Below are 14,845 nucleotides of genomic sequence, written 5' to 3'. Positions count from 1 at the left end.
TATTCCCGAATCGTCCTTCTGGAGGTGGGTTTTAGCCGCCTGTGCCATGATTTTTCCGCTCCCGGGACCGGAGTCGGCGGGCAGCCAGGACTAAATCCCCGGAAATTGATCGACGCTCCTTGAAAAGTGTGTTTATGGGAGGTGGCGGTCGGGTTGTCGACGCTTGATCGTCCGGTGGAAATGGAACGTGATCACCACTTCTCGGGTGCCCGGAGGATGAGGTCCGGCGCTCAACTCAGGCCGCGATGTCGTCCAGCAGGGCCAAGTCGGTGCGTTTGAGCGTTTCCGTCGTGACGGTCAGTTCCGTCAGCAGGTTGTGGGTGAGCAAGTTGCCGACCGGAGCATCCACTTCGTCCGTGAACAAGCCCTCGACGCCGTTTCGGCGAAGCTCGTTGCGGACCCGCTCGACGACCCGGTCGATCCGCTTGACGTCCCACTTCCCGCCAGGGCGCAGCTCGTTCAGCTGCTCGACGGCGCCCTTGCGGGTCAGCGGCCGCGGGTGCGGCTCCCCCGAGAGGTAGCGCTGGCCGAGCACGACCAGGACCAGCCGCTGCTCGTCGTTCAGCGGCCAGATCCGCGGCGTCATCGTGCGGAACTCGGAAAGCAGCGCGCGGCGCGCGTTGTCGTAGTCGTTGACCCGCAGTTCCAGCACGTGCTTGCGGTCGTTCGTGCCGGTGATCAGCAGCGTGGTGTAGCCGGGACCCAGCGGAACCGGTTCGTCGGCGGCGCAGATCCGGTGCCCGCCGGATATCTGGATGGGCAGCGAACCGGTGTTGTGCAGCCACCACCACCCCTCCCGGTGCTCAAGCACGCCGTGCGTCCTGCTCACCCGGATGTCGTCTTCGCCCAGGCAGATCTCGACCTTGGGCACCGGAAAGCGGCCGAAGCGCAGCCTGGCGCCTTCGTCGGGACCCGCGGCCACGGCGCCGGTGAGAGCCCGGACGATCAGTGCGCCGGGACTCGTCCACGGCTTCCCGCGCCGCGGAATGTCACCTCCGTCGATGCGAGCGATTGCCACGACGCCTCCTCCCGTCCGTCCTGAATGGACGCTGCGACAGGATTTCACACCATTTCGGGACCGGTCCCGTGCGCGCGCCGGTACTGTGCCGCGCATGGCGATGTCCAACATCGGCCGAGGAGGCCAGGCAGCCGCGACCGCGTTGCTGCTGATCGCACTCGCGGGTTGCGGATCGACCCCGGAAGCTCCACCGCCGGTCCCGGCACCGAGCACGCCACCGCCGGTTAGCGCGCCAGCCACGACGATGACGGTGCCAGACCGGGAACCGCACACCCTGGTGCTGAACGCAACCGGCAGCGGGAAGGTCACCTCGATCAAGTACACGCTCGACGGGCGCGTGGTGCAGCAGGGTGCTGTGACCCTGCCCTGGCGCGAGCCCGTCACCGTTCCCGCCGACGGTCTGCCGCACTCGTGGACCCTCGAAGTCGAGTTCACCGGCAACGGTGGCGTGGACCTCGTCGCGATCTTCGACGGCCAGGTCGTCGCGCAGGGCGGCAGCGCGGGCGGTGGCTCGGGCAGCACCAGCGGAAGCGCTGGCGTCGGCGGCACCGTGAACGGCTAGGGACGAAGCTGGAGCTTCGGGGGCAGGCGCCTAGACCGGGCCCGCGTCGTGGGTCCACCAGTCGATCATGGCGAACGGTTCGGTGCCCTGGTGCGCATGCACCGCGATTGCCAGCCGGTCATCGGTCCACGCCAGCGTCCGTTCACCGGTGCTCTCATCGAAACCGCACCGGAGTCTGCCGGTGCTGCCACCGCGCGAGTACCCCCGGTCGCCGTTGAAGTCCGGCGGCAGGGTGATGCAGTCCTCGCCGGAGTCGCCGGTGTCGTTGAAGGCGGACCGCATGGCCGCGACGTCGGGGAATTGGTAGTAGACGACCAGCGCGGCGCCGCTCGTCCGGCCGCAGGCCACCCCGACCGCCGATGCGGCCCCCACATCCCGCCAGACCTGCTCCGGAGATGGGCGGACGCAGTTGACCCGGGACACCGGTGGAATGTGGTCCAGCAGCGCGCGCTCGGGCTCGGTCGGGAACGGCGGTGCCGACTGGGCGTTGACCGCGCTGATGATTCGGCCCAACGGTGCGAGATGCCACTGCGACCACCAGCCCGTGAGAGCGGTCGGTTCGTTGCCGACCACCCGTCCCGCCAGCAACAGGGGCTCCATGCTCCAGTCCATCGCCAGCGTGCCGTCCGGACCTGGCTGGCACAGCACCTGCCCAAGGTCGACACCGAGCCAGTCGTGCCGTTGCGTGCCGAGGAAACCCGGAGCAGTGGCGCAGGAGACCCCGCTCGGGGCCCTGGTGCTGCTGACCCGGCCGGTGAAACTCGCCCGCAGATCGGGCAGCGACGCGAACCGGTAGTAGGACACCGCCCGCGCCCCAGATCCCCTCGGGACGCAGGTCACCCCGGCGACGGCACCGGGAAACGCGTCGAGGTCGCCGACGGGCACCCGCGCGCAACCGACCCCGGCCGCCACGTCGAGCAGCGCACGCTCGTCGGCGCTGGGGAAGGCATCGTCGGCGCCCACCCACTCCGACCAGGACCGGCGCAGCGCGGCGTCGTCGGTGGTCGGGGCTTCGGCCCGGCTGACCGTGCCAGCCTCGGTGTCGGTCCACACGACCACGGCCCGGTCGTCGTGCAGGTAGCAGAGCACCCGGCCGCGTGCCGGGCCGGTGGCGGGGTAGCGGTGCTCGGCGCCGGTCGCCGTCGCGCAGTCACCTTGTCCTTCGGCCACGCCGGACTCGCTGATAACACGGGCATAGGCGCCGGAGGCGACCGCGCCGTTGGCGAACAACTCGGTCACCGCGACGCGGCCCGCGCCGTCCTGGCAGGACAGGGCGGAGCTAGCGCCCGCCATCGTTGCGTCCACCACCCGGCAGTCGTCTCGCAGCGCCGCAGGGGCCCGTGCCAGCGCAGCTCGGTCGGGCGCGGGATCGACCACGGCGACTAACAGCGCCGCGATCAGCGCAAGGACCAAGCACAGCGCGGTGATCGCCAGGAAGGCGGACAGGTGGCGGAGGCGGGGAGTCCTCTCGGCTGCCGCCGCCAGTTCTTCGGCCAGTTCCCCGCACGTGGCGTGCCGCCGCGCCGGGTCGTCGGACATCGCCTTGCGCAGCACCCGATCGACCGGCGACCCGAGCAACGGGATCGGGTGGACCCGGCGCTCGCGAGTGGTCAGCGTCCGGCCGGCCAGGCAGTCGTAGAGCACGCAACCCAGCGAGTAGACGTCCGCGCGGTGGTCGACGTCGCGCCCGTTGGCCTGCTGTTCCGGTGACAAGTAGAGCGCGGTCCCCAGCGCCGCGTCGGTGACCGTGATCGAGCTCTGCGCGATGTTCTTCGCGATGCCGAAGTCGCACAGGTAGACCTGGTTCGTACCGTTCTCCACCAGGATGTTGGCGGGCTTGACGTCCCGGTGGATAAGGCCCTGGGCATGCGCGGAGTCCAGCGCGCTGGCGACCTGCCGTGCGACCGCGACGGTCTCGGCCAACCCGAGCCTGCCCCGAACGGCGATGACCTTGCCCAGGTTCGCTCCCAGGACGAACCGCATCGCCAGGTAACCCAGGGCCTCGTCGCCAGCACCGACCTGGCCCGCCGCGTAGGTCTCGACGATGTTCGGGTGCGACAGCGTGCGCGCGATGTCGGACTCCCGTTTGAACCGCACGGCGAAGCCGGTCTGCCGCAGCAGCGCTGGCCTGATCACCTTGAGCGCGACATCCCGCCCGCATTCGGTGTCCTCGGCGTGGAACACCTCGCTCATCAGGGTCTGCGAGAGTTGTTCGCGCAGCCGATACCGCGGCAACAGGCGGGTGATGTCCGGCCGATCCGGCCGGACCGGGGTTTCGTCCTCAGTCTCGTCTTCCACGGATCAATCCGCGCCCGAAGTCCATTCGTTGCTGATCCAGCGGCCCTGATGGCGGGTGACCCGGAGGTCTTCCCGAGGCAGACGTGCACCTCCGGTCGGTTGCGACCGGAGATGATCGTACTTGTTGGTTCGGATCGCCGGGAGCGGTCCCGGAAATGTTCGCCCCGCCACCACGAGCCGACGCTGGAGGTCCACAATGGACAGCATTTGGAGTGAGCGGGTCCCGCGCGGCCGGAAGATCCGCACCGCGGAGCCCGTACCGGACTGGCCGGATCGCGGGTCAGGCCATCGGGTCAGCTCTTGCGCAGCACGCCGCCGTACTCGTAGACGTCGGTCCGGGTCTCGGTGATGCCGACGTAGGGCTGCAGGACCGCGGGGGCGGGCTCCAGCAACGGCTGGTTCGGGTCGGGTCGCCAATCGTTGAGGTTGACCAAACCCGGCTCGACCGGCTCCAGCCCGTCGAGTAGGGCATCAACTTCTGCCGGGGTGCGGGTCTGCCACGGGATGCCAGCGGCGTCGATCTGCTCGCTCATCCGAGCGGCCTTGACCGGATCGTCGTGCACGATCTGCGAGACGGCCAGGTGGCTACCCGGCGCCGCGACCGTGTCGATGATGTGCCGCAGCGCGTGTCGAGGACCGTGCCCGACGTCGTCGCTGTCCTTGAGGTGGTGTCCGACGGACAGGAACAGCACCGCGACGGGCTCGGTGAAGTCGATCAGCTGCTGGGCGTCCGGGTTGGCGAGGATCGCCTCGGGATCTCGCATGTCCGCGGTGATGACAGTGGTCGCCTCGTTGTCGGCCAGCAGCGCGCGGCCCTGAGCCAGGACGATCGGGTCGACGTCGACGTAGACGACGCTGGCGGCCGGATCGAACCGCTGCGCGACCTGGTGGACGTTGTTGTCGGTGGGCAAGCCGCAGCCCAGGTCGAGGAACTGCCGGATGCCCGCCTCCTGGACCAGGTAGCGCACCGCGCGGAACAGGAACAGGCGGTTCTGGCGCGCGATGTCCACGCACTCCGGGAATTCCACCAACGTTCGGCGGATGAACTCGCGGTCGATCGCGTAGTTGTCCTTCCCGCCCAGCATCCAGCCGTAGGCTCGTGCCGAGGTCGGCTTGTCGAACGGAATCGAAGTGGCGGTCGACTCGTCGTCCATGGTCATCCCGATCAACCCCTCGCCGCGCATATCCAGCCTGCTGCGGCACACGATCTTAGAGGCCAGGCGGGTTGGTGCGGGAGCTTGCCTGACGACCAGTCGTGCCCAAACCCGCGCGAACACCGGCCGAGCCGGTCCGAGTCACCTGTCCGGGCGGTTCGAGGTCGAGGTGGATAACGATTCGCGGCTGCCGCGCGATCTGATCTTTGCCCGGCTCGCGGCCGTCAGTGCCGACACGGATGATGCGGAGGAAGCCGCGTCATTCGCGGGCCGGAATCAGACCGCGCTGGTTGATCCGCTCGATTGCGGACCGAAACGAAGTCGTGATGCGTTGCGCGCAACGGAAACCCGTTGCGCTTCGTCTCTTGAGCAGTGGTGTTCGTCGGGGACTCACAGAGGACGGGGGAAGTCAGGATGTCCGCAACAGGGATCGGCAAGGAACCGCACATTTCTTCGCTGGCAGACTTCGCATCGGTGGCCAAGCTGCCGAAGCCGATCAAGGCGATCGTCTACTTGATCATGCTGTCGGCGCTGACGGTGGCCGGGATCGGCGCGCTGTTGGCCACCATCGCGATCATCGGCCAACTCACCGGGGCATTCGATATCTTCGGCTTCATCAGCTGAGCCCAACCCGGACCGGGGCCGACGCACTGCACGGGTGCGTCGGCCCCGATTTTTCGGCGCTGCCGACCTGGCTGCGCCGGTCGGCGTAACGCTGTGCGCAGCGAATTCGGCCGCTCCGACGAACCGGGCCGTAGGCCAGTTGGCGGTCGCACCCGACGGCCCCAACACACCACGACCTCGCTACGATCGCCATGTCCGGGGGCAGTAGCTCAGCAGGTCAGAGCAGCGGACTCATAATCCGTCAGGTCGTGGGTTCAAGTCCCACCTGCCCCACGGCCTCCGGCCGACCCCGCTCGGTTGCTGGTGCAACCTCGCCGGGTCGGCCGTCATGCCGAGACCCCCAATCCCTCACGGTGCGGTGGTGACGTTTCGTCGGCTCCCCGCACTGCGCGGCCTTCCGGACCGGCTCACCAGCCAGCGATCTGGGGTCGGCTGTTGGGTGGCGGTCACTGCCAGGTCGCTGAATCCGGGTCGACGCCGTTGGCTTCGACATTCGCGAAGATCACGTCGCGCAACGAGGTGCGAGGCCGGGCTCGACCGCGTCGAAGTACTCGGCGAACCCGGCATCGCGGACGAACATTCTGCCGATGCACGCTTGCATCGAGTGCGTGCAGTCGAAGTACGTCGAGAGCAACGCGCGGTGCCGTTGCGCGAGGGCGTTCGCTTCCCGGTAGACGAATCTCGAGCGGCCGTCATCACGATTCGCGCATTCTCCGGCGTGACGATCGTCAACTCGATGGAATTCCACGGCATCTCCCTCGGACCGCTGGTGCATCCCGGCACGAGTTCCTCGCAACGCGTAGCGATCTCAAGTGGGTCACTTGATCCGGGATGGAGAAGAGGTCGATGAACCCCAGCCCGTTGATCCAGAAGTCCTTCGAAGCCGCGAGGTCGCCAGTCGGGACGATGACGAACATGGGCATCCCGTAGAAATCCCGATAGACCTCGGGGGCAGTTGCATCCATTGCCGGGACGGGAACGTCAAGGCTCCTGCTACGTCAGGGTCAAGTCCAGATGGGGATCCAGTGGTTCGACCCTGCGCAAGCCAATCTGCGACCTCCTCAGTAGCGGATGTCGCTTTGCAGCAGCGGCGGGTACGCGGCGGACGTTTCACCGTCGACGGTGGTGCCCGCGAATTGCAGCATCGCCCGCAGCGCACCGTGCATCGGCGCCGGGTAGTTCAGGGTCGGGGCGGAGACGTCGTCCAACCGTTGGAGGTGTTCGGGGGTGAGCGGCACCTCCAGGGCGGCGAGGTTGTTCTCCAGGTGTTCCACGCGCCGGCCACCGAGGATGGGCACGACGGTGCCTTCGCGGGCGCGCAGCCAGGCCAGCGACACCGCCGCGGACGTGGTGCCGAGTTCGTTGGCGATGGCGGCGACCGTGTCGATGACCGTGAACTCGGCCTCGTCGGGGCCACCGACGTGCGCTGTGCGGGCGGAGTCGGTGACCTGGGTGTCGCGCCGGTACTTGCCGGACAGGAAGCCGTTCTTCAGCGGGCTCCAGGGAACCAGGGCCATACCCTGGTCGAGCGCGAGCGGCGCGAGTTCGCCCTCGACGGTGCGGGCCAGCAGCGAGTACTCGACCTGCAGCGCGATCAGCGGGGTCCAGCCCTTCAGCAGCGCCGTGGTCTGGGCCTGGGCGGTGAGCCAGCCCGGTGTGTTGGAGAACCCGATGTAGCGGATCTTCCCAGCCCGGACCAGGTCGTCGAGGGTGCGCAGGGTTTCCTCGATCGGGGTCTGCCGGTCCCAGTTGTGCAGCCAGTACAGGTCCAGGTAGTCGGTGCGCATGCGGCGCAGGGTCTCGTCGAGCTGGGCGATGATCGACGAGCGGCCCGCGCCGCCGCCGTTGGGGTCGCCGGGGAAGAGGTTGCCGAAGAACTTCGACGCCAGCACCACGTGCTCGCGCCGTCCGGGACGCGCGGCGAAGAAGTCGCCGAGGATCTTCTCCGAATGGCCGTTGGTGTAGAAGTTCGCGGTGTCGATGAAGTTCCCGCCGCGGTCTAGGTAGCTCGCCAGGATCTTCTCCGACTCCTCGACGCTGCACCCGGCACCGGGTGGATCCTCGCCGAAGGTCATCGCGCCGAGGGCGAACGGGCTGACCCGCAGCCCAGAGCGGCCGAGCGTGACGTAGTGATCGAGCGGCATGAAGTAGCTCCATTGTCCGTCGGATTGGTCATCACATCGAAGCGCGAGCCGCGCGGTACTCGGTAGACCGATCCTCGACCGGTCTTGCACGATCCTCTCGACTTCGCCCTGATCGGGCTTGCCCGGCGACATCGCGGATGCTTCCGTGAAGTGTGCGCGCCACCTCCGACCTCCTGGACGAGATCCGCAGCCTCATCGCGGCCCATGCCCGATCCGACCTGCGGACGTCGATCGACGGGCTGCTGTTGTCCAAAGTGACGACGGCGCCGCCGGACCATTCGCTGACCGAGCCGCTGCTGGTAGTCATGGCCCAAGGCGGCAAACGCCTCCTGCTCGGTGACGAGGTGTTCGAGTACCGGGCGGGGCAGTGCCTCGTCGTCAGCGCGACCCTGCCCGTCACCGGCCACTTCCTGGACGCCAGCCCGCAGTCCCCAGCGCTGGGCGTGGGGTTGGTGCTGCGTCCGACCGCCATCGCCCCCCTCCTGCTGGAGGCCCCGATCGGACGGTGGTCCCGCACCACGGCTGGCCCGCCCGCGATCGCGACCGGCGAGGTCGGCCCCGACCTGCTCGACGCCGTGGCCCGCATGCTGCGGCTGCTCGACCACCCCGCGGACGCACCCGTGCTCGCCCCGCTGATCGAGCGGGAGATCCTCTGGCGGCTGCTGACCGGCCCGCACGGCGGCATGATCCGGCAGATCGGCCTGGCCGACAGCGGCCTCTCCCACGTCAGCCGGGCAATCCGGTGGGTCCGCGACAACTACGCCGAACCACTGCGGATCTCCGACCTCGCCGAGCTGACCGGGATGAGCCCGTCCGCGTTCCACCGGCACTTCCGCGCCGTCACGACCATGAGCCCCTTGCAGTTCCAGAAGCGCATCCGGCTCCAAGAAGCCCGCTCGTTGTTGGTCGCCCACCCCGGCGATGTCGCGGGCGTCGGGCATCTCGTCGGCTACGACAGTCCCTCGCAGTTCAACCGCGAATACCGCCGCTTGTTCGGTGCGCCACCCGGCCACGACGCCACGCGGCTACGCGCGGATACCGGTCCACGCGGCATCCCCCACCTGCCCTAACGGCGGTACGGGCGACCAGATCTGGCCTCGTCGCCTCGGGATGGAGCTGCCTGAGTTTCGGGTCCTGCTCCGATACTCAGCCGCTGGCCCGTCGGCACATCCATGCCCGCGCAGTGGGACCAGCGGCACGAACGCCGTCACGTGCACCGCTGGAGCGACGAGCATTGGGAATGGGCGCTCGCGGTCGACCACCCGCTTGCCGATGACGAACTGACGCGGTTGATCGAGTCGATACCGCGAACCTGAGCGGTGGCCCATCGCGCTCGGCGGTGTTACCGATTTCGCGCGAAATCGCCGTCGGTTCCCGGGTGGAAGGTGGGGTGGGTGACGGGCCCCCCTCGTGTCTGCGCCACCCGACCCCACTTCCTCTTTCTGCCCACCTCCGCGCTGGTTAGGTGAACAGGAAGTCAATGCTGTAGTACGAACCGCGTGATCGGTATAAGCCGCAAAGATTCTCGTACGAACGAGTTACCGAGCGCTCACACAAAGGGGGATCGCCGACGATCGCCCTCGCTCTCCGCTCACAGCTCCCCCGGCCGCGAGATTGACGAAAAGCCTTTCGCATCCGCGTTTCGGCAGAGCGGAGGATCGCTCGGCGACCTGGTGCGCCCGCGCATCAGGGCGAAACCCGCTGTTCGGTGAGTGCCAAGCGGATTCCGAGGCCGACCAGAACACTGGCGGTGATGCGCTGGCGCCACCTCCTAGGACATCCCACTGACAAGCCCTGCCGCGCTCATTACCGGAGCACCTCGGCGAGTGCGCGGTAGGACGGTAGCGGGTTGTCTCCGCCGAGGGTTTGGACGCACACGTGGTTCGCGCCCGCATCGAGGTGCGCCGTGACGCCTTCGGCGATTTGCTCCGCAGTGCCGTGCAGCGCCAGGGCATCGACTAGGCGGTCGGTGCCGGGCGGGGTGACGTCTTCTTCGGTGAACCCGTAGCGCTGGAGGTTCCTGGTGTAGTTGCTCAGGTTCAGGTACCTCTCGACCACTGGACGGGCGACGGCACGTGCGCGGTCGGCGTCGGCATCGAGCACGAACTTCTGCTCCGGCGCGAGCAGCGGCGCTTCGCCGAGGATTTCCCTGGCGCGCTTCGTGTGGGCCGGGACGGTCAGGTACGGGTGCGCACCGGCGGCTCGGTTCCCGGCGAGTTCCAGCACTTTCGGGCCGAGCGCGGCGAGCATCCGACCCGACTTCGGCACCCCGGCCGCGTCCAGTTCGTCGAGGTAGTCGACCAGCGCCTGGTACGGCTTGCGGTAGACGTCGGTCATCTCCCGATGTCCGGCGCCGATGCCGAGCACGAACCGGTCCGGGTGCTTCGCGTTGATCCGGTGGTAGGACGCGGCGGCGGTTTTCGGATCGGAGTTCCAGATGTTCACGATTCCGGTGGCGACTGTGATCTCGCTGGTCGCGTCCAGCAGGCGTTCGGCCAGCGTCAGGTCCGCCGGTGGCGAGCCGCCGATCCAGATCGTGCCGTACCCGAGCCTCTCCACCTCGACCGCGAGGTCGGGATCGAGGTCCGCAGCTATCCGCCAGATGCCGATCTTGCCGAGCGAAACCGTCATGTCCGGTGGCAACAGCGGCCATCTCACCGGCATTCCCTCCTGTGACCCGATCGGGGTACCGGGATCGATCGGCCGAGGCTCAGCGGTTGCGGCTCTTCAGCGCAACGGCCAGGCCGCCGTCGACGACCGCGAGAACGGCCATCCCCGCCATGCCCGCCGGAGCCCGTCGGGTCCGGTAGTGGTTGGCGATCACCAGGTTGAGCGCCGCCCGGCCAGCCATCCACGGCCAGCGCGGATGGCCGCGCAGCAGGCCCGGCGTCAGCGCCAGGTCGATGATTCCGATGGTGCGGGCGAAACCGGCGTGCTCGCCGAGCCCGAGCGCCTTCCCGACCGGTTTCGGGGCCGCAGTCAACCCGGTACCCATCGCCAGCGTCACCAAGCCGACGATGTTGGCCAGTTGCTCAGTTCGACTCATGATCACAACATTCGCGATCCCGCTGCGGCGTGCAAGGCCGAAGGTCCTTGATCGTGGGGGACCTGGGTCGTCGGTTTGCCCTACCGCTACGCGAACCACGGCTGAACCGGTCTCCAGGGCGGGGTCAGCTGTCCTTGCGCCAGACGTAGGCCGCGGAGATCGGGTGGTTGCGGAACCGCTCCCACTTCGGCTTCACGGCGATCCACTCGTCGTCGATCAAGCGCTCCCGCAGTTCCGCCAGCCGCCAACCAGCCGCCAGCGCTGCCGCGACGTGGTCACTGACGAGGTGGACGTTGGTGGTGATCGCGACCGGCTCGCCGGTGCTGCTGGTGTAGTGCGTGGGCATGCCCGAAGCCATGATGAAGTGCGGGTGGAACGCCACCAGGACGAACGCCGCCTTCGGCGCGGCCAGCCGCCACGCCTCCCGGTAAAGCGGGCGCAGGTCGTCGAGGTGTTCGTCGATCAGCGACGAGATCACCAGGTCGTAGGCCGCTTCCGGCAGGCCGGTGGCCGCCACGTCGGCTTCCACCAGCCGGTCGTGGACACCCCGGCGTCGCGCGACGGCGAGCATCTCCGGTGTCAGGTCCACCCCGTCGATCGCTGGAATTCCCTTGTCCCGCAACCACTGTCCGGTTCGGCCGGTGCCGCAGCCGAGGTCGGCGGCGCGGGTCACGCCAGCCCAGGACGGCTCCGCCAGCCGGTCCAGCAGCGAGATGTCCATCACGTCTTCGACGGTCTGCTCGTAGTTGGCGACCCATTCGCCGTATCCGGTGCGGACGTCCACGGTGCGATAGCCGCGCGTGTCGAAGGTATTGAACTCCATTGCGACGAGTATTCCGCCGCCGTCGGCCCGGCGAAACTGGTTTTCCGAGTCGTGCGTGCACAACCGGGTTGGAGCCCGGTTCCGCACTCACGACCACGCCACCCGCACCGCCACGCGAAACGAGCTCGAAGACAACCTCTCAGCGCGTTGGTAGGCCGACGTAGTTTTCCGCCAGGGTGGTCGCGGCGGCCGGGGAGGTGCGGAGGTAGTCGAACTGGGAGCGCTGCAGGCGCCGTTCGAAGTCCTGGTCCGGACCGCCGAAGTGGTGCGTCATCGACGTCATCCACCAGGAGAAGTGCTGGACCCGCCAGACCCGGCGCAGGCATTGCGCGGAGTACTCGTCCATGCCGGTGGTGCTGCCGGTGCGGTAGAAGTCCGCGATCGCCCCGGCGAGTCTGTCCACATCGAACACCGCGAGGTTGAGGCCCTTCGCGCCGGTGGGCGGCACGATGTGCGCGGAGTCGCCAGCCAGGAACAGGCGTCCGTGCCGCAGCGGTTCGGCCACGAAGCTGCGCATCGCGGTGACGGCCTTGTCGATGATCGGGCCCTCGCGCAGCGTCCAGCCGGGGGTGCCGAGCCGGGTTTGCAGTTCGGCCCAGATCCGCTCGTCCGGCCACGCCTCGATCGGCTCGTCCGGGGCGCACTGCAGGTAGAAGCGGCTCAGCGTGGCCGACCGCATGCTGTGCAGGGCGAAGCCGTTGGCGTGGTTGGCGTAGATCAGTTCGTCCGACGACGGGCTGACGGTGGCCAGGATGCCCAGCCAGCCGAACGGGTAGACGCGCTCGTAGACGGTCCGCACACCAGCCGGGATGACCTCCCGGCAGACGCCGTGGAAACCGTCGCAACCGGCCACGAAATCCGCCCGCAGTTCGTGGTCGACACCGTCGTGGGTGAAGCGGACGAACGGGTGCTCGGTGGTCACGTCGTGCACGCTGAGGTCGGAGACCTCGAACAGCACCTGCCCGCCGTCGCGGCGGCGGCGCTCGTTGAGGTCCCGGACCACCTCCTGCTGGCCGTAGACCGTGATGGCCCGGCCGGTGAGCTCCTGGAACGGGATGTGCTGGCGTTCGTCGTCGAACTGCAGGTAGACGCCGCCGTGCACGTCGCCTTCGGCCAGCATCCGCTCGCCGAGGCCGACCTCGCGGAGCAGGTCCACGGTGCCCTGTTCGAGCACCCCGGCGCGCACCCGCTGCTGGACGTACTCCTGGCTGCGCCGCTCCAGCACGACGGAATCGATCCCCTGCAGGTGAAGCAGGTGGGACAGCAGCAATCCAGCGGGGCCACCGCCCACGATCGCAACCTGAGTACGCAATGCAGCTCCTTCCACGGCTCGGACACTTTCACTGTTTATTGCACCGAGCCGCATGCAATCGCCGAGCTTCCACTGGTCGGAAAACTGCTGGGTTCCGAAGTGCTCGACTGCCCGTGCACTCGTCGGCGGACTACTCTGCTGGCAGATTTCGCAAGCTGGCTGGCCCCGGATGGGGTCGGCCACAACCGGATGTGAGGTTCCCGAACTGACCCGAAACAAGTTGTTCCAGCCGCCGTGTCCGTTCGTCGCGAACATCGGGGGCTGAGATGGATCCAGCTCTTGTGTTGGCGTTCATCGGCGCGGCTGCGCTGATGAGCATCGTGCCGGGACCGGACATGATGTTCATCCTGGCCAACGGCATGTCCTCCGGTGCCCGTGGCGGGGTGGTGGCGGCCGTGGGGATGTCCAGCGGTCTCGCCGTGCACACGATCGCCGCTGCCCTCGGCCTGACGGCGATGTTCCAGGCGATGCCCGCAGCGCTGGAGGTCGTCCGGATCGCCGGTATCGGCTTCCTGCTCTACCTGGCCGTCCAGGCGCTGCGGTCGTCCGCGGTGGCGGTGTCGGAAGTGCAGGCGGTGCCGGTCAGATCGCTGCGCCGGATCTACGCCATGGCGGTGTTGACGAACCTGGCCAATCCCAAGGTGATCCTCTTCTACCTGGCGTTCTTCCCGCAGTTCGTCAGCTTGGACGCGGCCTGGCCGGTGCCGGTCCAACTGCTCACCCTCGGCGGGCTGTTCGTCGTGGTGGGCCTCAGCGTGGACGCCTCGGTCGGTCTGACTTCGGGCTGGCTGTCAGATGTCCTGCTGCGCCGCCGGTCGATCCAACGCTGGTTCGACCGAGCAGCGGCCCTCCTCTTCGGCGGTCTGGCCCTGCGCCTGGCAACCGAAGAACTCCGCTAGCCAGCCGTGGGTGTGACCGGGCTTGGTCACACCCGCGTTGGAATTCAGCGGGTCCGGAAGATGTGTTGCCAGCGTTCGGCGGACCGGGCCAGGTCGCGGCCGACGTTCTCGAAGTACTGGCTCATCTCGTCCAGGCGAGCACCGGCTGGCGTGCCGCCGAGGACCTCGGCTCCGCGTCGCGCGGCGTTCTCCCACGTCGCGCAGAACTCCACCACCTGTGAGCACGCCAGGTACCAGACGTCCGCATCGATGACGTACCGCTCGCGCCGTTTGCGGGTCTCGCGCTCGCGCCTGATCAACCGCAGTTGTTCGAGGTAGGCGACCGCCTTGGAGATCGATGCCGGGCTGACCTGGAGGCGTTGGACGAGTTCGGCGGCGGGGAGGCTGCTGGTCTCGCTGGTGAGCAGGCAGACGAACACCTTGGCGGGCATCCGCGGCATACCGCTGCGCACCATCATCGCGGTGAACTGCTCCTCGAAGTCGCGCACCCCTTCGTCGGCGGCCGGGGCGGTCGCTGGCGGGGGTTTTCGGAGCCGATGGGCGCGCTGCCTGGTGGCCTCGTCCGCGTGACCCGCTCGGTAGGCGTCGTAGCCGCCGTTGCGGCTGACCTCGCGACTGATCGTCGACGTCGGCCGCTGGAGTCGCCGGGCGATCTCGGCGTACCCGAGCCCGTCGGCCAGTCCCGAGGCGATCTGCTGTCGGTCCTGGTAGGTCAGGCGACTGCCCGGCATGCGTGCTTTCCTCCCGTTCCCCGGCGAGATGTTCGGCAAGTGTGCGTTCCGGGAGGAGGCCATTGCAATATCCGGATTTCAGCCTTCCGGATCGCCCGCCGGTGCAGCAGAGCCTGCGTGCGCAGGGTGACGGGAACGGGGTCGGGGGGGGGGGGGGGGGCGGGGCCCCCCCCGGGGGGGCGGGGGCCCCCCCCCCCCCCCCCGCCGGCGCGGGGGGGGGGGGGGGGGGGGCGG

The 14,845-nt window shown here is 68.4% G+C and carries 14 protein-coding genes, 1 tRNA gene and 2 pseudogenes; 6 read left to right on the top strand and 11 right to left on the bottom strand.

All coding sequences use genetic code 11. The annotated features are described in order from the left end of the window. Positions 1-235 precede the first annotated feature (235 nt). Positions 236-1,018 carry an FHA domain-containing protein gene (locus MOQ72_RS26055; protein ID WP_242188293.1) on the bottom strand — a complete coding sequence of 261 codons (783 nt, stop codon included), beginning with the start codon at positions 1,016-1,018 and terminating at the stop codon, positions 236-238. A 94-nt stretch (positions 1,019-1,112) separates the two neighbouring features. Between MOQ72_RS26055 and MOQ72_RS26050 the strand changes: the two genes are divergently transcribed. Beyond that, a complete protein-coding gene (locus MOQ72_RS26050) occupies positions 1,113-1,580 on the top strand; it encodes a hypothetical protein (RefSeq protein WP_242188292.1) in 468 nt (155 codons plus the stop codon). 30 nt (positions 1,581-1,610) lie between these two features. Here the strand turns inward: MOQ72_RS26050 and MOQ72_RS26045 are convergent, their stop codons facing one another. Both MOQ72_RS26045 and MOQ72_RS26040 read right to left on the bottom strand, forming a co-directional pair. Next, a complete protein-coding gene (locus MOQ72_RS26045) occupies positions 1,611-3,878 on the bottom strand; it encodes a serine/threonine-protein kinase (RefSeq protein WP_242188291.1) in 2,268 nt (755 codons plus the stop codon). Between the two features lie 293 nt (positions 3,879-4,171). After that, on the bottom strand, positions 4,172-5,038 hold the full coding sequence (locus MOQ72_RS26040) for an SAM-dependent methyltransferase (protein WP_242188290.1): 867 nt from the start codon (positions 5,036-5,038) through the stop codon (positions 4,172-4,174). 408 nt (positions 5,039-5,446) lie between these two features. Here MOQ72_RS26040 and MOQ72_RS26035 point away from each other — a divergent pair, with 408 nt between their 5' ends. Both MOQ72_RS26035 and MOQ72_RS26030 read left to right on the top strand, forming a co-directional pair. Then, entirely contained in the window at positions 5,447-5,656 is a 210-nt protein-coding gene (locus MOQ72_RS26035; RefSeq protein ID WP_242188289.1) for a hypothetical protein, read from the top strand. 198 nt (positions 5,657-5,854) lie between these two features. Continuing rightward, positions 5,855-5,929 (top strand) — tRNA-Ile (locus tag MOQ72_RS26030). Positions 5,930-6,158: 229 nt separating this feature from the next. Here the strand turns inward: MOQ72_RS26030 and MOQ72_RS26025 are convergent. Then, a complete protein-coding gene (locus MOQ72_RS26025; protein WP_242188288.1) occupies positions 6,159-6,404 on the bottom strand; it encodes a TipAS antibiotic-recognition domain-containing protein in 246 nt (81 codons plus the stop codon). Positions 6,405-6,717: 313 nt separating this feature from the next. Next, positions 6,718-7,800 carry an aldo/keto reductase gene (locus tag MOQ72_RS26020; RefSeq protein ID WP_242188287.1) on the bottom strand — a complete coding sequence of 361 codons (1,083 nt, stop codon included), beginning with the start codon at positions 7,798-7,800 and terminating at the stop codon, positions 6,718-6,720. A 152-nt stretch (positions 7,801-7,952) separates the two neighbouring features. Between MOQ72_RS26020 and MOQ72_RS26015 the strand changes: the two genes are divergently transcribed. Together MOQ72_RS26015 and MOQ72_RS26010 are read left to right on the top strand one after the other, a co-directional pair. Next, positions 7,953-8,870 (top strand): AraC family transcriptional regulator, encoded by a 918-nt coding sequence (locus MOQ72_RS26015; protein ID WP_242188286.1) that lies wholly within the window; start codon positions 7,953-7,955, stop codon positions 8,868-8,870. 102 nt (positions 8,871-8,972) lie between these two features. Beyond that, on the top strand, positions 8,973-9,116 hold the full coding sequence (locus MOQ72_RS26010) for a hypothetical protein (protein WP_242188285.1): 144 nt from the start codon (positions 8,973-8,975) through the stop codon (positions 9,114-9,116). 490 nt (positions 9,117-9,606) lie between these two features. On the opposite strand, the gene MOQ72_RS26005 is transcribed toward MOQ72_RS26010, so the two are convergent. From MOQ72_RS26005 to pobA, 4 genes are all read right to left on the bottom strand, one after another. Then, positions 9,607-10,431: an LLM class F420-dependent oxidoreductase gene (locus tag MOQ72_RS26005; RefSeq protein WP_242188362.1), complete on the bottom strand. Its 825-nt coding sequence runs from the start codon at positions 10,429-10,431 to the stop codon at positions 9,607-9,609. 79 nt (positions 10,432-10,510) lie between these two features. After that, positions 10,511-10,846: a hypothetical protein gene (locus MOQ72_RS26000; RefSeq protein WP_242188284.1), complete on the bottom strand. Its 336-nt coding sequence runs from the start codon at positions 10,844-10,846 to the stop codon at positions 10,511-10,513. A gap of 124 nt (positions 10,847-10,970) precedes the next feature. Beyond that, positions 10,971-11,669 (bottom strand): class I SAM-dependent DNA methyltransferase, encoded by a 699-nt coding sequence (locus MOQ72_RS25995; protein WP_242188283.1) that lies wholly within the window; start codon positions 11,667-11,669, stop codon positions 10,971-10,973. 139 nt (positions 11,670-11,808) lie between these two features. Next, positions 11,809-12,981, bottom strand: coding sequence for a 4-hydroxybenzoate 3-monooxygenase (pobA, locus tag MOQ72_RS25990; RefSeq protein WP_242188282.1), 1,173 nt, complete (start codon positions 12,979-12,981; stop codon positions 11,809-11,811). A 266-nt stretch (positions 12,982-13,247) separates the two neighbouring features. On the opposite strand from pobA, the gene MOQ72_RS25985 reads away from it, so the two are divergent. Further along, entirely contained in the window at positions 13,248-13,880 is a 633-nt protein-coding gene (locus MOQ72_RS25985) for a LysE family translocator (RefSeq protein WP_242188281.1), read from the top strand. A 44-nt stretch (positions 13,881-13,924) separates the two neighbouring features. Here the strand turns inward: MOQ72_RS25985 and MOQ72_RS25980 are convergent. Then, positions 13,925-14,311 (bottom strand): annotated as a pseudogene (locus MOQ72_RS25980) (MarR family transcriptional regulator); the annotation flags it as partial. A gap of 102 nt (positions 14,312-14,413) precedes the next feature. Beyond that, positions 14,414-14,611 (bottom strand): annotated as a pseudogene (locus MOQ72_RS44650) (helix-turn-helix domain-containing protein); the annotation flags it as partial. Positions 14,612-14,845: the final 234 nt, after the last annotated feature.

Origin of the sequence: Saccharopolyspora soli (assembly GCF_022678645.1) — a bacterium.
Taxonomy (GTDB): domain Bacteria; phylum Actinomycetota; class Actinomycetes; order Mycobacteriales; family Pseudonocardiaceae; genus Saccharopolyspora; species Saccharopolyspora soli.
Note: the sequence above shows the minus strand (reverse complement) of the source record. Positions and strands in the feature narration are given on the sequence as shown.